The organism is Acinetobacter kookii, from assembly GCF_900096895.1.
GTDB lineage: Bacteria > Pseudomonadota > Gammaproteobacteria > Pseudomonadales > Moraxellaceae > Acinetobacter > Acinetobacter kookii.
Genome location: NZ_FMYO01000001.1, coordinates 506,918 through 526,794, shown reverse-complemented (window position 1 = coordinate 526,794; position 19,877 = coordinate 506,918). Strand labels below are relative to the sequence as shown.

At 43.5% G+C, this 19,877-nt stretch carries 16 protein-coding genes and 1 pseudogene; 12 read left to right on the top strand and 5 right to left on the bottom strand.

Going from position 1 to position 19,877, the window contains the following annotated elements; all coding sequences use genetic code 11:
- The first annotated feature begins 46 nt into the window (after positions 1 to 46).
- Together BLP85_RS02600 and BLP85_RS02595 are read left to right on the top strand one after the other, a co-directional pair.
- Positions 47 to 1,504, top strand: coding sequence for a glyceraldehyde-3-phosphate dehydrogenase (locus tag BLP85_RS02600; RefSeq protein ID WP_092818574.1), 1,458 nt, complete (start codon positions 47 to 49; stop codon positions 1,502 to 1,504).
- Positions 1,505 to 1,692: 188 nt separating this feature from the next.
- Entirely contained in the window at positions 1,693 to 2,073 is a 381-nt protein-coding gene (locus BLP85_RS02595) for a winged helix-turn-helix transcriptional regulator (RefSeq protein WP_092818573.1), read from the top strand.
- Positions 2,074 to 2,284: 211 nt separating this feature from the next.
- Here the strand turns inward: BLP85_RS02595 and BLP85_RS02590 are convergent, their stop codons facing one another.
- Positions 2,285 to 3,478, bottom strand: coding sequence for an MFS transporter (locus BLP85_RS02590; protein ID WP_092818572.1), 1,194 nt, complete (start codon positions 3,476 to 3,478; stop codon positions 2,285 to 2,287).
- 269 nt (positions 3,479 to 3,747) lie between these two features.
- On the opposite strand from BLP85_RS02590, the gene cgtA reads away from it, so the two are divergent.
- Together cgtA and proB are read left to right on the top strand one after the other, a co-directional pair.
- On the top strand, positions 3,748 to 4,959 hold the full coding sequence (gene cgtA / locus BLP85_RS02585) for an Obg family GTPase CgtA (RefSeq protein ID WP_092818571.1): 1,212 nt from the start codon (positions 3,748 to 3,750) through the stop codon (positions 4,957 to 4,959).
- Between the two features lie 29 nt (positions 4,960 to 4,988).
- The gene (gene proB / locus BLP85_RS02580; RefSeq protein WP_092818570.1) at positions 4,989 to 6,122 is read left to right on the top strand and encodes a glutamate 5-kinase; all 1,134 of its coding nucleotides are present in this window, start codon (positions 4,989 to 4,991) and stop codon (positions 6,120 to 6,122) included.
- Between the two features lie 60 nt (positions 6,123 to 6,182).
- Here proB and BLP85_RS02575 read toward each other — a convergent pair whose 3' ends face one another.
- The gene (locus BLP85_RS02575; RefSeq protein WP_092818959.1) at positions 6,183 to 6,779 is read right to left on the bottom strand and encodes a phosphatase PAP2 family protein; all 597 of its coding nucleotides are present in this window, start codon (positions 6,777 to 6,779) and stop codon (positions 6,183 to 6,185) included.
- A 158-nt stretch (positions 6,780 to 6,937) separates the two neighbouring features.
- Positions 6,938 to 7,642, bottom strand: coding sequence for an SIMPL domain-containing protein (locus BLP85_RS02570; protein ID WP_092818569.1), 705 nt, complete (start codon positions 7,640 to 7,642; stop codon positions 6,938 to 6,940).
- 488 nt (positions 7,643 to 8,130) lie between these two features.
- Here BLP85_RS02570 and BLP85_RS02565 point away from each other — a divergent pair, with 488 nt between their 5' ends.
- The 8 genes from BLP85_RS02565 to BLP85_RS02525 all read left to right on the top strand — a co-directional run bounded on the left by BLP85_RS02565 (position 8,131) and on the right by BLP85_RS02525 (position 18,913).
- A complete protein-coding gene (locus tag BLP85_RS02565) occupies positions 8,131 to 9,504 on the top strand; it encodes a diaminobutyrate--2-oxoglutarate transaminase (protein ID WP_092818568.1) in 1,374 nt (457 codons plus the stop codon).
- 3 nt (positions 9,505 to 9,507) lie between these two features.
- A complete protein-coding gene (locus BLP85_RS02560; protein WP_092818567.1) occupies positions 9,508 to 11,040 on the top strand; it encodes a pyridoxal phosphate-dependent decarboxylase family protein in 1,533 nt (510 codons plus the stop codon).
- An 863-nt stretch (positions 11,041 to 11,903) separates the two neighbouring features.
- Entirely contained in the window at positions 11,904 to 12,929 is a 1,026-nt protein-coding gene (locus BLP85_RS02550) for a substrate-binding domain-containing protein (RefSeq protein WP_092818565.1), read from the top strand.
- A 99-nt stretch (positions 12,930 to 13,028) separates the two neighbouring features.
- Positions 13,029 to 14,408, top strand: a complete 1,380-nt coding sequence (gene pstC, locus BLP85_RS02545) for a phosphate ABC transporter permease subunit PstC (protein ID WP_092818564.1) — start codon at positions 13,029 to 13,031, stop codon at positions 14,406 to 14,408.
- Positions 14,405 to 15,796 carry a phosphate ABC transporter permease PstA gene (pstA, locus tag BLP85_RS02540; RefSeq protein ID WP_092818563.1) on the top strand — a complete coding sequence of 464 codons (1,392 nt, stop codon included), beginning with the start codon at positions 14,405 to 14,407 and terminating at the stop codon, positions 15,794 to 15,796. Before pstC ends, pstA begins: the two co-directional genes overlap by 4 nt.
- A gap of 14 nt (positions 15,797 to 15,810) precedes the next feature.
- Entirely contained in the window at positions 15,811 to 16,737 is a 927-nt protein-coding gene (gene pstB / locus BLP85_RS02535; RefSeq protein WP_092818562.1) for a phosphate ABC transporter ATP-binding protein PstB, read from the top strand.
- 470 nt (positions 16,738 to 17,207) lie between these two features.
- Positions 17,208 to 18,170 carry a protease SohB gene (gene sohB, locus BLP85_RS02530; protein ID WP_092818561.1) on the top strand — a complete coding sequence of 321 codons (963 nt, stop codon included), beginning with the start codon at positions 17,208 to 17,210 and terminating at the stop codon, positions 18,168 to 18,170.
- 125 nt (positions 18,171 to 18,295) lie between these two features.
- A complete protein-coding gene (locus BLP85_RS02525; protein ID WP_092818958.1) occupies positions 18,296 to 18,913 on the top strand; it encodes a cytochrome b/b6 domain-containing protein in 618 nt (205 codons plus the stop codon).
- Here BLP85_RS02525 and BLP85_RS02520 read toward each other — a convergent pair.
- Positions 18,872 to 19,540 carry a DUF2238 domain-containing protein gene (locus tag BLP85_RS02520; protein ID WP_092818560.1) on the bottom strand — a complete coding sequence of 223 codons (669 nt, stop codon included), beginning with the start codon at positions 19,538 to 19,540 and terminating at the stop codon, positions 18,872 to 18,874. The genes BLP85_RS02525 and BLP85_RS02520 overlap by 42 nt on opposite strands.
- Before the next feature lie 100 nt (positions 19,541 to 19,640).
- Positions 19,641 to 19,868 (bottom strand): annotated as a pseudogene (locus BLP85_RS02515) (IS30 family transposase); the annotation flags it as partial.
- Positions 19,869 to 19,877 lie beyond the last annotated feature (9 nt).

Below are 19,877 nucleotides of genomic sequence, written 5' to 3'. Positions count from 1 at the left end.
TTTTGAAATTTATGCCTAGATATACAATTAATTAGAGGACGTAGCTGTGAGCAAAGACACTATCATCGCCCTACATGCAGAGCACCAAGGTCGCTGGAAAAACCGTGAAGAAATCGCGGAACGTATGATTGCCCTGATTGGTCAATTATATCGTGAAAAAAATATCGTGACTTCTGTATACGGTCGTTCTTTAGTTAACCGTTCAGTAATCCAGATTTTAAAAGCGCATCGCCGTACACGTGTTATGGATGTTGAGCTTTCAGTGGTTCACACTTTCCCGATTTTAGAAGCTTTAGCTAAAATTGAAAATATTGGTTCAGCAGAAATTGATCTAGGTAAACTTGCTGTTGAATTCAAGGAAAAAGGCGGCGATGTAGACGCTTTTGTTGCTGATGCAGTGAAATCTTTAGCAGGTAATGCGAAGGCTGTAGAAGGCAAAGATGTTGTGCTTTACGGTTTTGGTCGTATCGGCCGTATTCTGGCTCGTTTAATCATTGGCCAGTCAGGTTTGGGTCGTGGTTTAAATCTTAAAGCAATCGTGGTGCGTAAATCATCTGATGGCGATTTGGAAAAACGTGCTTCATTGCTGCGCCGTGACTCTATCCACGGTCCGTTCCAAGGCACAATTTCAGTTGATGAAGAAAACGAAGCTATTATTGCAAACGGTAACTTCATTAAAGTGATCTATGCGTCTAGCCCGTCTGAAGTTGATTACACTGCTTACGGCATTGAAAATGCATTAGTGATTGATAACACTGGTAAATGGCGTGATGTAGAAGGTCTTGCTCAGCACCTTCAATGCCCGGGCGCTGCACGTGTAATCTTGACTGCGCCTGGTAAAGGTGACATGAAGAACGTTGTATTTGGTGTGAACCAGGCCGACATTCTTGATGAAGATACCATCATCTCTGCAGCAAGCTGTACAACTAACGCCATCACGCCAACACTTAAAGTGTTAGATGACAAATACAAAGTAATCAATGGTCACGTTGAAACAGTTCACTCGTTCACGAACGACCAGAACCTGATCGACAACTACCATAAAGCTGACCGTCGTGGTCGTGCTGCTACTCTGAACATGGTTATTACCGAAACGGGTGCTGCTAAAGCGGTTGCGAAAGCACTTCCTGCTCTTAAAGGCAAGTTGACTGGTAACTCTGTACGTGTTCCAACACCAAACGTATCTCTTGCAATTCTTAACTTAACACTTGATAAAGAAGTTGATCGTGAGGAAGTGAACGAATATATTCGTCAAATCTCTATCAACTCTAACCTTCAAGGTCAAATCGGTTATACCAACTCAACTGAAGTGGTATCTTCTGACTTTATCGGTTCACGTACTGCAGGTGTATTTGATGCGCAAGCGACAATCACTTCAGGCAACCGTTTAACTTGCTACGTTTGGTACGATAACGAAGTAGGTTATAGCTGCCAGGTATTGCGTATTGCAGAACAAATGGGCGGCGGAAGCTATCCAAAAATTCCTGCTGAAACAAATGCATAATTTGTAAAGCAGAATTAAAAAAGAGTCTCAATTGAGGCTCTTTTTTTATGGCGGTTGATTGCTGGAAGGGATATTTAATCAATCCATATAAACTCATCAACAAACTTGCTGCTGAAATATTATTCTGTTAACTTACAAAGAGTAAGTACATTAAAATTAGTAAGTAATAAGAATACTGAGAGGACGCTATGACAAATTATGCGATCAGCCCTGTATTGGGCCAGGTCTTATCCACGGAGTGTCCATCACGTGAAATATTGGAACATCTCGCGAATAAATGGTCAGTATTGGTTCTGCGCTGTTTAAGTGATGGGGTACACCGTTTTAGCGAGCTGAAACAGCGCATTGAAGGGGTGAGTGAAAAAATGCTGTCACAAACGCTGAAAATGCTGGAACAGGATGGTTTTATTCTGCGCACGGTCTATCCGGTGGTGCCACCCAAGGTGGAATATCAATTGACCATTTTAGGTTCGCAAGCTGCAGAAAAAATGAACTATCTGATTGGCTGGATTGAAAAAAATTTGCCTGAGATTTTGCAGAATCAGCAACGTATCAATACGACTCCTTAAGTTGAATGCATGAAAAGCCAGACCTGGAAAGGCGCTTTGCGTAACAAGTCTGTTATTCTGTACGGGTCAAGTTACACGATTCTTGATCAGTAAAAATGACTGCAATATAGCGATCATGGGTCTAGGTTGTTCGAATTAAGTTATTCGAATTAGACTGATAAGGTTTGAATAAATCAGCAATAAACTTTTTAATTTATTCCTTTTTAAAAAATTAAGCCTTCTGCATCCGCTTAAAATCAAAACGGTCAATCAGCAAAATTCCAATTGAAAAGCCCAAGCCAAGCGCGACACAGCCCATCCATCCCAAGTGTTCCCATGCATATACTGCACCCAGCGAACCCAAAGCTGCACCCGAAAAATAGATGGTCATATAGACTGCATTAATCCGGGAACGTGCTTTCAGGTCAATCCGGTAAACCAGATTTTGGTTCAGTACATGAAAGGCGGTAAGGCCAAAATAACTCATCAAAACCCCAAGCGCGTAAACCCAGATATTCTGCTGGGCAAAGAACAGGGGAATGCATGAAAACAGCATCAGGAAAATACACAGTTTTGCGACCAGGTTTTCCTTGCCTTGCCCCACGGTTTTTCCCGACCAGCTAGATGAATAAATCCCGATAACGCCGAGCAAGCCAAACAGGCCTATTTCAAAATCACTAAAGTCGTAAGGTGCATTGCCGAGAACAAAGGTCATCGAGGTAAAGACCATCGACAAGATGCCAAAGCCCAAGGCACCGGCACAGGCTCTACGGATTAAATGCGGATTGTTTCGGGCAAGAACAAACAGTGAACGGTAAATACTGCTGATGGTTAAGCCGGTTTGAGGCTCTGTATTGGGCAGTTTTTTCCACATCACTATTGCGAACATCAGGGTGATGATGCCACTGGATAAATACACACCTTCCCAGGACCAGTAAGTCGAGACAAAACCGGCGAAAGTCCGTGACAGGATAATCCCCATCACCAAACCGCTCATGAGTTTTCCGACCGTTGCAGCACTCGATTCGGGTGGACTGATTGTTGAAGCAAAGGGAATCAGAACCTGGGCTGAAATTGCCCCAAAGGTGGCACACAGGGTGAAAAGATATAAGGTACTGAGAGTCGTGCTGAATGACAGCAGAATTTGCGAGAGGGCTGCAAATACCATCAGGCTGACCACAAGCTTGCGTTTATTCAGGAAATCGCCTAAAGGCACCAATAGCATCAAGCCAAGCACATAGCCAATTTGGGCAAGCACGACGGTTAGGCCAGCCTGACTGGTGCTAATTCTCAAACTCTTTTCAATCGAATAAATCAGCGGCTGATTAAAATAAGCCGAACCGGCACATAAACCGCAGGCGATTGCCATAAGCAATACAAATTGTGATGACAACGGGCGGACAGTTTCAGGTTTTGGCAAAGACATGATCAGGACTCAAACAACGCTGCATGCACTATAAGGAGAGTTGTTCAGATTCTGAAATAAGTAAAATCAATCATGTGATCATTAATTTATATTAAGGGTCGGAAAATAATGGCTTGGCAAAAAGATCGGATAGCATCAGCTTTTCGACGCATGTTTATAAAATAAGACTGAATTCAGTCATCTTCATAAAGTGCTGAATAAATATATTCGAGAAATGCTTTAAAATATGGCAGAATATGGGGTTTTAAAGTTTTTAGAGGATTGGCAGCATGCGCTTTGTTGATGAAGCAGTCATTACCGTAGAGGCTGGCGACGGTGGCAATGGCGTAGCCAGTTTTCGCCGTGAAAAGTTCGTACCATTTGGTGGTCCAGATGGTGGTGACGGTGGTCGTGGCGGTAGCATTTATATTCAGGCCGACGACGACACCAGTACCCTTGTAGATTATCGTTATACACGTAAATTCCGTGCAGAACGTGCAAAAAATGGTCGCGGTGCAAACTGTGCAGGCCGTGGCGGTGAAGACACCGTATTGCTGGTTCCGGTTGGAACCACCATTGTCGATACAGAATCTGGCGATATTATCGGTGACCTGGTTGCAGATGGTCAGCGTGTATTGGTTGCAGCAGGCGGTGAGGGCGGTTTAGGGAATACACACTTTAAATCTTCGACCAACCGTTCACCACGTAAATGTACCCACGGTGCCAAAGGTGAATTCCGTGAAGTGCGTTTAGAACTTAAAGTATTGGCGGATGTTGGCTTGCTCGGGATGCCTAACGCAGGTAAATCGACCTTTATTCGTGCAGTTTCTGCCGCAAAACCAAAAGTTGCAGACTATCCATTTACCACCATGGTACCGAATCTGGGCGTGGTAGATGCCGACCGTCACCGTTCATTCGTGATGGCCGATATTCCAGGACTAATTGAAGGTGCATCTGAAGGTGCGGGTCTGGGTATTCGTTTCCTTAAGCATCTGGCACGTACCCGTATCTTGTTGCACATTGTCGATGTCCAGCCGATTGACGGTTCGGACCCGGCGTACAATGCCAAAGCAATTTTGAATGAGTTGAAAAAATTCTCCCCAACGCTTTCTAAATTGCCAGTGGTACTGGTGCTGAACAAGGTTGACCAGTTACCTGAAGAGACGCGTGAAGAATGGTGTAACCATCTTCTTGAAGAGATGCAGTGGACAGGTCCGGTATTCAAGACTTCGGGCTTAATGTCTGAAGGGACCAAAGAAGTTGTGTATTACCTGATGGATGAAATCGAGAAACAGCGTGAACTCGAAGCTGAAGATCCGGAATACGCAGCACAAGTAAAAGCATTCCGTGACCAGCTTGAAGCTGAAACACGTGAACAAACCATCGCTGCAAAAGAAGCGTATCGTGAGATGCGTCGTCAGCAACGTCTTGCCGGTATTCTTGGCGATGACGAAGATGATGAAGATGGCGAAGATGAAGCAGAGTCGTATTACGTACGTTAAGCTCTGAAATATGAGTAACTGAGGACAAGATGATAGAAGTGGTAGATGGGCAACGTCAGCTCAAGGCTTGTAAACGAATCGTTGTTAAAATCGGATCATCTTTACTTACAGCAAACGGAACAGGGTTAGATCTGGATGCAATTTCGCATTGGGCGAAACAGATTGCAGATCTGCACAATGCAGGGCATGAGATTATTCTGGTGTCTTCCGGAGCTGTGGCTGAAGGTATGGTTCGAATGAAACTTGAGAATCGACCCACCGATCTACCCAGTCTTCAGGCCTGTGCTGCCATTGGTCAAATGGGGCTGATTCAAACCTGGTCGAGTGTGCTGGAAAAGCATTCCATTCAAACGGCGCAGGTTTTGTTAACCCATGATGACCTGGCAGACCGCCGTCGCTATCTCAATTCATGTGATGCCTTGCAGCACCTGATTGACTGGCATGTGATTCCGGTGATCAATGAAAATGACACGGTTTCGACCGATGAAATCCGCTTTGGTGATAACGATACCCTGGCTGCGATGGTCGCCGGGCAGGTACATGCCGATTTGCTGATTATCCTGACCGATCAGCAAGGCATGTTTGACTCCGACCCGCGTTCTAATCCAAATGCCAAACTGTTCCATACCGTGCGTGCACTGGATGAAAGCCTGTTCGATATGGCAGGCGGTGGTGGCAAGTTTGGTCGTGGCGGTATGCTGACCAAAGTCCGTGCTGCGCGTCTGGCGGCAAAATCGGGTTGTCCAACCCTGATTGCCAGTGGTGAAAGCGACAATGTCCTGGCGCGTTTAATGTCGGGTGAATTGCTGGGAACCCTGTTTATTACCGACAATGACCGCATTACCGCACATCAGCAATGGCTGGCGGCACATTTACAAACCGCTGGCCGTCTGGTGCTGGATGATGGTGCAGTCAAAGCGATTAAAGACAATCACCGCAGCTTGCTCCCTGTCGGGGTAAAAGCGGTGGAAGGTCACTTTGAACGTGGTGATGTAGTGGAGTGTGTGGACCAAGAGGGACATCGCATTGCTGTCGGTCGCGTCAACTTCAGTTCGCGCTCAGCTGAAATTGTCAAAGGTCTGGCATCGGATAAAGTGCATCAGGTTTTAGGTGAAGCGCGTTCACTTGAGATGATTCACCGCAATCATATGGCGATCTATTAAGTTTTATAGATTCAAAAAATCCCGCTTTAGAGCGGGATTTTTTATATATTTTTTAATTGCTTATTTAATTAAACCACGTTGAATTAATGCACTAAATAATTTTTCATAGAGGAACATGACCCAACACATCAGTTTTGTCTGATAACGATGCCATAGTTTTAAACCAGCAAGATTCACAGCCCACGATAAAATAAAGGCACCGAACATATCAACCGGGAAATGCACTCCCACATAAATCCGTGACCATGCCACCAGCCAGGCAACTGCCAGCAAAAACCTGCCAATATCCCGTCGCGCCGAAAAATAATAGGCAAAGGCAATACTGCTAAAAATGGTCATGTGATTGCTGGGGAAAGAACCTGTTGCTTCGTGTGCAATTAAAGTCTGACCGACATGCATCACAAAAGGACGTGGAGTATTGAACAGGTAAGATGCTACTTCACTGATCGAAAGTGCGACACAACAAAATACAAAGGCTTTTAGAATCAGAACTTTTGAATTTTGATGACCATAAAACCAAAACAAGGCAAAGCAGGTAATCAGCAGATAGACTAAATCATGGGCGACAAAAGTGGCAAAGTGCATCATCAATGGGGAAGCCTGTTCGGGCACGTTCAGGATGCTAAACAGATCAAGATTTAAACTTTCAAGGGACATGGGATAGTGAGGAGAGATAAAAGCTGAAAGATAGGATGATTTTACAAGAAAAATAAAATGAAACATTCGACAGGATTGTCGCTATATTGTTCCAAATCGTCCATTTAGCTCATAAAAAAACCGTGTGTGCACACGGTTTTATTTAAATCACCCTTTAATTATTTAAACTGGATTGAACCATTGGCATTGACTGTAATTTTCGATTCACCAGCAGCAACATTTTGCGCATCTGCGGCTTCAGCACCGGCAAATTTCGCCATATTGGCACGCATCATCACCGGTTGTGGGTAATAGTTATTGGTATTCAGGTTGAGGTTCACCAGATTATAACTGGATTTATTCCATGCCGAAGTCAACATTTGTGCACGTTGCTGGAAGTTTTTTGAGGCTTCCACCATCAATTCATTTTCCACTTTTTTACGCTTTGCATCGGAAACGGTAAATTCAATCGACTGGGTCTGGAAATCTTGCTGCAATTCGCTAATTAACTGGCTGACGGCTTTAAAGTCGGTACTTTCTAAACGAATTTCAGCCCGACCACGCCATTCTTTCAATTTCTGGCTGTCATTGTCATACACAGGATAAGTGCTCTGCGTACCCGTTTCGACTTTTACTTGCGGGTATTTTTTCGAGGCTGCAATGGCTTGGTTCATGAGCTGTGTGATGAGTGCAGAAAGTTCAGCTGGCTGTTTCTTGCTTCTTTCAATATATAAAACCGCATGCATTTCATCATTGGAAATCTGGCGCGTTGCCTCAGCCTGTACGTTGACTAAATTATAGTTCAGTGGTTCTGCCTGCTGAGCAAAGGCAGCGGTTGAAAGCAGGCTGGCAAATACCAGGGAGGGGAGAGTTAAATATCGCATTATTTTTACCTATTTTTTTGTAAAGAGAAGTTCAGCCTCTGATAGGCATGGTATCGCTACTTCATGAGGATTTTTTGTAGACTTTGTGTCAAGATTGTAAATGATTTCATTTCTATTTCATTTCTTTTATAAAGAATGACTTCTCAAGAAAACATTTAAAAATTAAATACTTAATTTTATAAAAAATAAGCGATTACGTTAATTCAATCTTTTGCATAAAAAAAGTATAAAAATAAGGTTTTCTTTAGTCTGTCACACTGTAAGATGATAATTCAATCTAAGATTTGGCTTGATATATTTTTTTGATCGGTTTTGGACAGATAAAGTCATAAAACTTGTTTATTTTATTGAAAAATTCTGTATCATCCGCCGTTTAGTTATGATGTATAAATCAAGTCGTCAAACTAGATTCTATAAAGCACCGAGTCAAAGGACCACAAGTCACCCGACTTATTTCTTTCAACCCATATCAGAGATGGTAATTCGATATGAGCGTTTCTTCTGTAAATCCTGCCACTAAGTCTACTAACGAATACTATTTGACTCGCCAAAGCCAGATGGAATCCAATGTTCGTAGCTATCCACGCAAATTGCCGTTAGCGATAGCAAAAGCCTTAGGTTGTTGGGTTACTGATGTTGAAGGTACAGAGTACCTCGATTGTTTAGCTGGGGCAGGAACATTGGCTTTAGGCCATAATCATCCTGCGGTAATTCAAAGTATTCAGGACACTCTAGCGAGTGGTTTGCCATTACATACTTTAGATTTAACGACACCTTTAAAAGATGCATTTACTGAAGCATTACTTGAACAACTTCCTGGTGGGAAGGAAGAGTATTGCCTGCAGTTCTGTGGCCCGTCTGGTGCAGACGGTACAGAAGCAGCGATTAAATTAGCAAAAACCTATACCGGTCGTAGCTCGGTGATCAGCTTCTCAGGTGGCTATCACGGTATGACACACGGTTCTTTGGCCATGACGGGTAACCTGTCTGCGAAGAATGCAGTCAATGGCTTGATGCCAGGTGTACAGTTTATGCCATATCCGCATGAATACCGTTGCCCGTTAGGCATTGGCGGTGAAGCGGGTGTTGATGCCTTGACTTATTATTTCGAAAACTTCATTGAAGATGTAGAAAGCGGCGTAACCAAGCCGGCAGCTGTGATTCTTGAAGCGATTCAAGGTGAAGGCGGTGTGGTTACAGCACCGGTTAAATGGTTGAAGAAAATCCGTGAAGTGACTGAAAAACACAATATCGTGTTGATTCTTGACGAAGTTCAAGCAGGCTTTGGACGTTCAGGCAAAATGTTTGCCTTTGAACATGCGGGTATTGAACCTGACGTGGTGGTGATGTCTAAAGCAGTCGGTGGTAGCTTGCCGCTTGCAGTACTGGGTATTAAACGCAAATTTGATGCCTGGCAGCCAGCAGGTCACACCGGTACTTTCCGTGGTAACCAATTGGCGATGGGTACAGGTCTTGCAACGATCAAAACCATCAAAGAACAAAATCTTGCACAAAATGCACAAGAGCGTGGTGATTTCCTGCAAGCTGAATTGAAAAAAATGGCAGTGGAATTCCCATGTATCGGTAACGTGCGTGGCCGTGGTCTGATGATCGGTATCGAGATCGTTGACGAACGCCAACAAGCAGATCACATGGGTTCATTACCGGGTGATTCTCAATTGGCTGCTGCTATTCAGGCTGCATGTTTCGACAACAAGCTGTTGCTTGAGAAAGGTGGCCGTAACGGTACAGTGATCCGTTTACTTTGCCCACTTATCATCACGCAAGACGAATGTGTTGAAGTGATTGCCCGCTTTAAGAAAGCAATCGCTGAAGCGCTTGTTGCAGTTCGAGGTGCTTAAGGCATGGTAGATTTTGCAGAACACCGTAAAGCGTTATTCTGCAATGATGCAGGTTCTATTGCTGACTATCAGTCAGCAATGGACGAAGCGGTAAAAGCCGTTTCTGCATGGTTGCAAAACGACAAAATGTACACCGGCGGTAGCATTAAAGAGCTACGCAGTGCGATTGCATTTCATCCTTCAAAAGAAGGCATGGGTCTACACAAGTCGCTTGAACGTATGGTTGAGCTTTTCTTGAACAAAAGCTTAAAGGTTCATCATCCGCACTCGTTAGCACATTTGCATTGCCCAACCATGGTGGCAAGCCAGATTGCAGAAGTATTGATTAACGCAACCAACCAGTCTATGGACTCATGGGATCAAAGCCCGGCCGGTTCATTGATGGAAGTGCAGTTGATTGACTGGCTGCGTCAAAAAGTCGGCTATGGCTCAGGTCAGGCAGGTGTATTCACCTCTGGCGGTACCCAGTCGAACCTGATGGGTGTGCTGCTTGCGCGTGATGCCTGCATCGCGAAAAACTGGAAAGACGAAAACGGCAATCCTTGGTCTGTTCAGCGCGATGGTATTCCTGCGGATGCTATGCGTAATGTTAAAGTCATCTGTTCTGAAAATGCACACTTTTCTGTGCAAAAGAACATGGCGATGATGGGCATGGGCTTCCAGTCTGTAGTCACTGTTCCTGTGAACGAAAATGCACAGATGGATGTAGACGCACTGGAAAAAACCATGGCTCACCTTCAGTCTGAAGGCAAGATCGTGGCATGTGTGGTTGCTACTGCAGGTACGACCGATGCGGGTGCGATTGATCCACTCAAACAGATTCGTGAAATCACCAACAAATACGGCGCGTGGATGCACATTGACGCAGCTTGGGGTGGTGCACTGATTTTGTCGAATGACTATCGTTCTATGCTTGATGGTATTGAGCTGTCTGATTCCGTGACGCTTGATTTCCACAAACATTATTTCCAGACCATTTCATGTGGCGCGTTCCTGTTGAAAGACGAAGCCAACTACCGTTTCATGCATTATGAAGCTGAGTACTTGAACTCTGCTTATGATGAAGAACATGGTGTGCCGAACCTGGTGTCCAAGTCATTACAAACGACTCGTCGTTTTGACGCGTTAAAACTCTGGATGACGGTAGAAGCATTGGGTGAAGAGCTTTACGGTTCCATGATCGATCATGGCGTGAAACTGACCCGTGATGTTGCTGATTACATCAAAGCGACTGACGGTCTGGAGCTTCTGGTTGAACCGCAATTTGCTTCGGTCTTGTTCCGTGTAGTACCGGCAGGCTACCCAGTAGAATTGTTGGATACACTGAACCAGAACGTTGCGGACGAACTGTTTGCACGTGGTGAAGCGAACATTGGCGTAACGAAAGTGGGTCAGGTTCAATCCTTGAAAATGACTACTTTAAGCCCGGTGGCGACTTTAGAAAACGTGAAGAACCTGCTTGCACTGGTGCTTGCAGAAGCTGACCGTATCAAAGGTCCAATCGCGGACGGTACTTATACACCTGCAATTGATTAATCGATTGTCTGTGTGAAAGGAGGAGGCCACGCGGTCTCCTTTTTTTATACCTAAGATTATACGACCTCATTTGAGTTATGGGACATCAATAATATTGTGTGAGTTGGGTCTTAATTTTCAGGGATGAGGAATATATTCTGCAAGATAAACAAAAATCCTTTTTCGCTACAGAAGGAATATTATTCTTCCTTGGTACCGCGGCGACATCCACGTCAATTGGTCCGATTGGGAGAGATGTGGTTTTAAATTTCTGCTTTAAATTCGCGCTGCAAACTACAGGCTAAAACCTTTGAGATACCAGTATTCTGCAAGCAAGTCCCAGTCATGTTCTTTAAAGATCATATGAACGGGTCAATCAGAATTAATTTTTTAATTGTTTTACTGTTTATGGTCATATCACTGTCATTATTTATTTTTGAATATATGACAAAGCTATGTTCTATGAAATTTCAAAGATTTGGGCCAGTGCTGGCAAAAAAAAGAGCAGTGTATCTTTGAGAAGGGAACGTGAAAGTCTGATACGGATAGAAAAGAAATCCAGAAATAGAAGATTTTTATTGTCTGATCATAGAATAAACACTCTGCAAGTAGAAAAAGAAGACATGAAAAAATGACAGATTTAAGAATTATTACAAATTTGCAGTTAAAAATAATCCCTGAATAATATTTCTGATAGATTTTTAGTTATTGAATTTAAAAGGTATTTTTAAAAATCCTACAAAAGAAAGGAATTATCATAAAAGCGTCACAATGCTGTAACTTGATTGTCATATTCTAAAATCAAAATGCAATCATCGAAATAAGTACAAAACTTTATAAAAAGTAGCGTACTTCAAACTTGCATCTATTGAAGAGAGAAAAGAATGCGCTTAAACCATATCGCACTTGCTTTAGCAGTTTCAGGGGCAGCTGTAGCAACAACCGCAAATGCAGCTCGTGACACCATCCAGATTGCTGGTTCTTCGACTGTTTTGCCATACGCAAGTATTGTAGCAGAAGAATTTGGTAATACTTTCCCGCAATTTAAAGCACCGGTTGTTGGTTCTGGTGGTACATCTGGTGGTTTAAAACAATTCTGTCAGGGTGTAGGTGACAATACCATCGACATCGCCAATGCATCTCGTAAAATCAAAGATACTGAATTGGCGGCATGTAAAAAAGCTGGCGTAAACCAGGTGATTGAAATTAAAGTAGGTTATGACGGTATTGTATTTGCGTCTAACTCAAAGAAAGCAGCTTATAAACTGCGTCCACAACATGTATTTGCTGCATTGGCAGCAGAGTTACCTTCACAAGGTAAACTGGTTCCAAACCCGTATACACGCTGGAACCAAATTGACAAAGCACTTCCAAATGAACCAATTACTTTGGTAATTCCAGCTTCTAACCACGGTACACGCGAAGTGTTCCAGGAAAAAATGGTTGAGGCAGGTTGTGAATCTTATGCATATTTCAAAAATTTAGACAAAGATGCACAGAAGAAAGCATGTTCGACTTTCCGTAAAGACGGAAAAGTAATTGAAATTTCTGGTGATTACACTGAAACACTGGCACGTTTAAAAACTTCTCCAAGTGCAGTAGGCGTGTTTGGTTTAGGTTTCTATGATCAAAACCGTGACAAATTGCGTGTTGCTACAGTAAACAATGTGACTCCATCAGAGAAAACCATTCTGAATGGTTCTTATCCGGTCTCACGTCCATTGTACTTCTACGTGAAAGGTGAGCACCTTAAATCAATCAAAGGCTTACAACAGTATTCTGAGTACTTCCTGAATAAGAAAGTTTCAGGTAAAGGTTCTAAACTGGAAAAAGCAGGTCTGATTTCTATGTCAGATAAAGAGCGTGCCAAAATTCTTGCAAATTTGAAAGCCGGTAAAGCGGTTAAGTAATTAGGTTGAATGAGCTGACGGTAGAATTATTTCTACCTTCGGCTTTTTTGCATAGACAAGTTTTTCAAAGCATGAAAATTGAAAAATGCTGGAGAATACATGAATCTGCTACTTATGGGTGTGTTATTGGCATTGATCGCCATCGCCTATCAAATCGGGTTATCGAAAAGCCGTAACCTAGCAGGTAAGGGAAATAACACTGCAAAACTACACTCTCGTCCTGGCTATTATGGGGCGCTGGTGGCTTTATGGTGTGGTATCCCTGCTTTTTTAATTTTACTGGTTTGGAATATTGTCGAACCGAATATTCTGCGTCATGTGGTGTTAAATAATGTGCCTGCAAATGTTGCAGCCACATTGGATCGTGCAGGCATAGAAGTGCTCATTGATCGTGTTCAAGCGATTGCCTCAGGTTTTGGGGTGAGTGATCAAGCTGCGGCCTATGAAATTGCAGCGGCACAGCAACTCGCAAAAATTGAAACCATTAGTTCCTTTGCCAAATTGGCTTTGGTGATCTGTGCCGCCCTGGTGGGTCTGGTGATGGCCAAAAAGCGCATTGCCCAGCAATATCGTGCCCGTAACCAGGTTGAAAAAATCATTAATTGGGGCTTGGCGCTATGCTCCGGTGTGGCAATCCTAACTACTATCGGCATTGTGCTTTCAATGTTTAGCGAAGCCATGCGCTTCTTCCATTTTGTCAGTCCGATCGATTTCTTTTTTGGTACGGAATGGAATCCTGGGTTTAGTACTTCCGGAAATGCAGAGGGCAGTTATGGCCTGGTGCCATTAATCTGGGGAACCCTCATGGTGAGCGGAATCGCCTTATTGGTTGCGGTTCCTGTTGGACTGATGATTGCCATCTATCTGGCTGAATATGCACCATCAGGTTTTCGTGCCTGGGCCAAACCTGCCATTGAAGTTTTAGCCGGTATTCCAACCATTGTATATGGCGTGTTTGCATTGATGGTCATTGGCCCATTTTTCAAGTTGCTTGGCGAAAGCATTGGACTGCACATTAATGCAACCAGTGCCTTAACTGCCGGTTTTGTCATGGGCATCATGATTATCCCGTTCGTGTCGTCACTGTCGGATGACATTATTACTCAGGTACCACGTGCACTACGCGACGGTTCATTAGGTTTAGGTGCAACCAAATCTGAGACCATTCGTCAGGTAGTTCTGCCGGCTGCACTCCCGGGTATTATTGGCGCATTCCTACTTGCTGCTTCACGTGCAATTGGTGAAACCATGATTGTGGTTCTGGCGGCAGGGAACAGTCCATTACTGCACGTCAATCCGCTAGAAGCCGTATCTACAGTCACCATTACCATTGTGAACCAGTTAACCGGCGATACCGACTTTGCCAGCCCGCAAGCTTTGGTTGCCTTTGCATTAGGTCTAACGCTGTTTGTGATTACGTTAGGTTTAAACATTGTTGCACTGTATATCGTGCGTAAATATCGCGAGCAATACGAATGAGTACATCAAATACATCTTCTATGGGTCAAAGCCTTGACCCACAGGCTGCAGCTGAATTACGCGAAAAACGTAAACAGAAAATTGCCAGTTCTTTAGCGAAACGTCATCGTAAAGAAAAGACATTCCGTATTTTGGGCTTTTCTGCAGTTGTGACAGGTCTGTTCTTTGTGGTGCTTTTATTCGGAAGTATTTTAGCGAAAGGCTTACCTGCTTTCTGGCAAAACAGTATTTCTGTACCGCTCTATTTCGATCCGGCCATCATTCAGGTAGGTGCCAAACCTACCCCGAAAGAGGGTGAATCTCCAGCCCAGTTTGAAGAGCGTATCATTGCGTGGCAAACCGAAATGGGCATGGTGGATTGGGATGCACTGATCGTCAATGGCATTATTGCAAAAGACCCTTCAAGTGCATCAAAGCGTGATGAGTTATCTGGTTTGTATACCAGTTCAGAAGCCTATCGCCTGCGTGATATGGTCCTGGCTGATCCAACACTGATTGGCAAAAAAGAAGAGATCAAGATTCTGGCCGATGCCAATGTCGACGTATGGTTAGCAGGTAATATTGACCGCAGTTTACCTGATGACCAGCAACAGCTGAGTCCTGAAACTCGCCAGCTTGCCGATGATTTAAAAGCCAAAGGTGTGATTGAAAATACTTTCAATACCAATATCTTTACTACGCCTGACTCACGCAGTTCACCTGCAACTTCCGGCCTTGCGGGTGCATTCATGGGCTCATTGTTCATGATGCTGATCGTGATTTTTATCTCGATTCCGATAGGTGTGGCATCAGCCATTTATCTTGAAGAATTTGCGCCTAAAAACTGGATTACCGATGTTGTTGAAGTGAATATCAATAACCTGGCTGCCGTTCCTTCGATTGTCTTCGGTTTGCTCGGTGCCGCGATTTTTATTGGCTGGATGCATTTGCCTCTTTCTGCACCATTGGTCGGTGGTCTGGTTCTGAGCCTGATGACCTTGCCAACTGTAATTATTACCACTCGTGCATCACTAAAAGCCGTACCACCATCGATTCGTCAGGCGGCATTGGGTTTAGGCGCTTCCCGTGTACAAACGGTATTTCATCATGTGTTGCCGTTGGCACTGCCGGGTATTTTAACCGGTGCCATTATTGGGGTAGCACAAGCACTCGGTGAAACCGCACCCTTACTTCTGATTGGGATGAGCGCATTCGTGGCCAGTGTGCCAACATCGCCACTCGATCAATCCACTGCATTACCGGTACAAATTTTTTTGTGGCAGGGTAATGAATTGCGTAACTTCTTTGAAGGACGTACTGCTGCCGCAATTATTGTCTTACTGGCGCTGATGGTTGGATTAAACAGCCTGGCCATCTGGTTACGTAAGAAATTTGAAGTACGCTGGTAAGGTGAGGACAATATATGAATACTGTAACAGATATGACACAAGCAAATTCCTTAGAACAGGATGAATCCGTGAATCCAGAACAGAAACAGTTTACAGCTCCTGAAGTCGATCAAAAACATCCTGGTACTTCATTTGTTTCTCAATTCGATACTCATGCTTCAACGAAAAAAGAAAATGAAACGTCGAATGTTAAGATAAGTACTTCAGATGTCCATGTTTACTATGGCGAAGCAGAAGCCATTAAAGGTATTGACATCAATATCTATGAAAATGAAGTGATTGCCTTTATTGGTCCATCGGGATGTGGTAAGTCAACCTTCCTGCGTACCTTAAACCGTATGAACGACACCATTGATTCATGTCGCGTGACCGGTAAGGTGATGCTGGATAATCAGGATATCTATGACCCGAATCTGGACGTGGTTTTACTGCGTGCACAAGTTGGTATGGTATTCCAGAAACCGAACCCGTTCCCGAAATCGATTTTTGACAACGTGGCATATGGCCCTAAACTGCATGGTTTGGCGCGCGATAAATATGACCTGGAAGAAATTGTGGAAAATAGCCTGCATAAAGCGGGGTTGTGGAATGAAGTCAAAGACCGTTTGAACCAGCCGGGTACAGGTCTTTCGGGTGGTCAGCAGCAACGTTTATGTATTGCGCGTACCATTGCAGTTAGTCCGGAAGTCATTCTGATGGATGAGCCGTGTTCGGCGCTGGACCCGATTGCAACGGCCAAAATTGAAGAACTGATTTCAGAGCTTTCAACCCAATATACCATTGCGATTGTAACCCACTCGATGCAACAGGCTGCGCGTGTATCTGACCGTACTGCCTATTTCCATCTAGGCGACTTGATTGAAGTCAATTCAACTGAAAAAGTCTTTACCCAGCCAGACCATCAATTGACTGAAGCCTATATTACCGGTCGTTTTGGTTAATCTGAACACCAAATTTAAAAAGAGCCGTAAGGCTCTTTTTATTTGTGTGTTGGGGCTGAAGTTGGAAAGATCTGGTTTTCTTTTATAGATAATGATCATTAGATTCCTTTTATAAATCAAAAAATATTCAATATTAGATTTTTTTAAATCAGCACGGCCTCATTTGACTGATTTAATTTTGTACCTTCTCGTAGGCAATCTCTCTACTTTTGAAAGGTCAAAAGTAGACAAAAACCTTTTGTTTCCCATACACGACATCCTTGTCGATGGGAAAAGTGTGGCATCCATGCCACACTCATGAATCTAATATTGACTAAAAATCTATTTTCAATTTCAGCTTTACGAACAGTTCTTAATTTCTAAAATGATTTATGAAAGAAGTTTATTATTTGCAAAATATAAATTGAATTTTTGTGTGATTGCCCACATCTTATGCAAGATAAATATGAATTAAATGAGTCTGTATCTGTATGTTATTTCACACCCCCAAATTACCCGCTGAAATTCGTATTAGCCATTTAAACGCACGTATAAATGAACAACGTAAAAAAATTGCCCAAGCGACTGCGTCTAAACTGGAACTCTTGCATCTTGCCCAGCAGCTTTCCAAAGAAGCACGCTTACGTAAAAAGAACAATCAAAAAATTTATGTACTCGATTTCAAGGGTGATACAGCAGCCTCTGCCGTAGAAAACTTGCGTGAAGAAATTACCCTGATTTTAGCCACTGCAAAAGCAGGGCGTGACCGTGTTGTGGTACGTCTGGAAAGCCCGGGCGGTATGGTGCATGGCTATGGCCTGGCGGCTGCCCAGCTGGTGCGTTTGCGTGATGCGGGCTTTAACCTGACGATCTGTGTCGATAAAGTCGCAGCCAGTGGCGGTTACATGATGGCTTGCATTGCCAATGAAATTGTCTCTGCTCCATTTGCCGTGGTCGGTTCCATTGGTGTGGTTGCACAGGTACCGAACTTTAACCGCTTGCTGAAAGAAAAGCATATCGACTTTGAACTTTATACCGCAGGCCAGTTTAAACGTACCGTGACAATGTTTGGTGAAAATACCGCAGAAGGTAAAGCCAAATTTGAAGAAGAGTTACAGCAGACGCATGAGCTGTTTAAACACTTTGTAGAAAAATACCGCCCGCAACTGAATGTTGAGAAAGTGGCGACAGGTGAACACTGGTATGGAAAAGACGCGCTTGAACTCAACCTGGTAGATAAGCTGCAAACTTCGGATGAGTATTTACTCGGCTTGTTAGCGCAGCACGAAGTCTTTGTGATTGAAACTCGCCGTAAACCGACATTGGGTGAAAAACTGGGTTTACAAGCCGCACAAATGGCAGATGGTCTGGTGCCGGCCGTGATGAATAAAGTCATGGAAACTTTGAGCAAGGCAAATGCTGGCTTGGTTCAAATGCGAGATCCTAAGCTTTAATTGAAATTCGTTGGGCTATTTTAAAATTGCGCTCTGATGAGCGCAATTTTTTTGACTGGATCTTAATCTCCGATTCAGCTTGATCTTTTATGATGGCATTAAAATAAATGAGCACAGGTTTTTTTATGCTTCATCATACGACGAACTCTTCAACAGATTTGCTGATCCGATTTCTGCATATTGTTATTATTTTGAGTTTTACCGGGGCTTATCTCACCGGGGATATAGAAGAATGGCATCACATCCATATGGCATTTGGCTATACACTCGGTATTAGCCTGATATTAAGAGTTTTATGGCAGTTTTTCGCTCCTCGACTGGCCCATACCCAGCCTTCAGGAATAAGCCGTCGTTTAAATGTAATCAAGCCATTTGTAAAGCGTTATGGGGCGCAGCCGCAGCAATGGGTTTCACCCGCATTTTTAAAAGCAGCCAGTTCCAGTCTGTTTCAGCTCAGTATCCTGGGTATTTTTTGCTTGTTGCCTTTAACTGTGCTGGCCGGATTTTTTACTGACTATACGCATAGTCATAGTTTAAAAGAAGTGCATGAGCTATTTGCCAACCTGTTTTTAACCAGTGTGTTATTGCATTTGGCAGCGCTGACATTGAACAGTGTTCTGCTTAAAAAATGGCTGGCAAAGCGTATGTTCTGGGGCGAAGATCCCCATTCATGGTTCACCCTGTTTGCGTCAGTCCTGTCACTAGGCATGCTGGTCGCTTTCTGGCTGTGGTATTTTAGCTAAGCTTTTGCGAGAGTAGCACAGATCAAGCAGGCCATAGCCTGCTGCGCCGACTGTTGCTAGCAGCATGTCTTTATGTGCATCCCACATATCTCCCTGCTGCCCATTATAATTTTCCGCTTCCTCTGAGGATAAACCAATCGCAATCAGCCATTCAAGCCATTCATAAATTAAACTGGTGGCCATAATAAATTGAACCACCAATAAAAATAGCATGAAGGGTTTAGCTTCAGGCAGCCACACCTGAAACAGCCGCAGTAACACCGGGTAGAGCAGTATTCCATAGGCAAGATGCACCAGGCGGTCATACATATTGCGTGACCAGCCCATCGATTGGTTGAGGTCAAAGCCGAACAGCTGAATCAGCCATTCGTTATAGGGGACATATGAATAGAGGTAATGTGCGCCGATAATATGGATCAGCAAAAAAATGAGATAGAGCACAAAACTATAAAAACTCATGCCGATTTTTTTTTGGGTAAACAATAACAGCACAAGCATAAACACGGTGCCGGCTTGATGCAGTAGATATGCTTCAAATTCTAAAGGACGAATACTGGCGATGATGATCGCAACCGTGATCACTGCCAGTGCAAGCCAGTGTTTAATGCTTAATTGATGTTCAATCATTATTTCTTGTATTGGCAAAGTTTTATTGGGAGTGCTGAAATTTTATCAATGACTTATGTAGTTATAAACATAGATGAATTATCAACAGATTCTATTCTACTTAGATTAGCATTTGAAGTGCAACACCATGTTGTTGCCATAATACCTGACTCGGACTTTTAAAGCCGAGTCTTTTTCTTGGGCGATGATTCAAACGTTGAGTGATTTCTGCAATATATTCATCCGTATAGGCATTTAAATTACTGCCTTTTTTAATATATTGCCTGATTAAGCCATTGGTATTTTCATTCGTGCCTCGTTGCCAAGCGCTATAAGGATCAGCGAAATACCAGTCCAA

Excerpts from the sequence above, each read along its gene's own strand:
- BLP85_RS02595 (WP_092818573.1), top strand. The coding sequence starts at position 1,693 with ATGACAAATTATGCGATCAGCCCTGTATTGGGCCAGGTCTTATCCACG.
- BLP85_RS02590 (WP_092818572.1), bottom strand. The coding sequence starts at position 3,478 with ATGTCTTTGCCAAAACCTGAAACTGTCCGCCCGTTGTCATCACAATTT.
- cgtA (WP_092818571.1), top strand. The coding sequence starts at position 3,748 with ATGCGCTTTGTTGATGAAGCAGTCATTACCGTAGAGGCTGGCGACGGT.
- proB (WP_092818570.1), top strand. The coding sequence starts at position 4,989 with ATGATAGAAGTGGTAGATGGGCAACGTCAGCTCAAGGCTTGTAAACGA.
- BLP85_RS02575 (WP_092818959.1), bottom strand. The coding sequence starts at position 6,779 with ATGTCCCTTGAAAGTTTAAATCTTGATCTGTTTAGCATCCTGAACGTG.
- BLP85_RS02570 (WP_092818569.1), bottom strand. The coding sequence starts at position 7,642 with ATGCGATATTTAACTCTCCCCTCCCTGGTATTTGCCAGCCTGCTTTCA.
- BLP85_RS02565 (WP_092818568.1), top strand. The coding sequence starts at position 8,131 with ATGAGCGTTTCTTCTGTAAATCCTGCCACTAAGTCTACTAACGAATAC.
- BLP85_RS02560 (WP_092818567.1), top strand. The coding sequence starts at position 9,508 with ATGGTAGATTTTGCAGAACACCGTAAAGCGTTATTCTGCAATGATGCA.
- BLP85_RS02550 (WP_092818565.1), top strand. The coding sequence starts at position 11,904 with ATGCGCTTAAACCATATCGCACTTGCTTTAGCAGTTTCAGGGGCAGCT.
- pstC (WP_092818564.1), top strand. The coding sequence starts at position 13,029 with ATGAATCTGCTACTTATGGGTGTGTTATTGGCATTGATCGCCATCGCC.
- pstA (WP_092818563.1), top strand. The coding sequence starts at position 14,405 with ATGAGTACATCAAATACATCTTCTATGGGTCAAAGCCTTGACCCACAG.
- pstB (WP_092818562.1), top strand. The coding sequence starts at position 15,811 with ATGAATACTGTAACAGATATGACACAAGCAAATTCCTTAGAACAGGAT.
- sohB (WP_092818561.1), top strand. The coding sequence starts at position 17,208 with ATGTTATTTCACACCCCCAAATTACCCGCTGAAATTCGTATTAGCCAT.
- BLP85_RS02525 (WP_092818958.1), top strand. The coding sequence starts at position 18,296 with ATGCTTCATCATACGACGAACTCTTCAACAGATTTGCTGATCCGATTT.
- BLP85_RS02520 (WP_092818560.1), bottom strand. The coding sequence starts at position 19,540 with ATGATTGAACATCAATTAAGCATTAAACACTGGCTTGCACTGGCAGTG.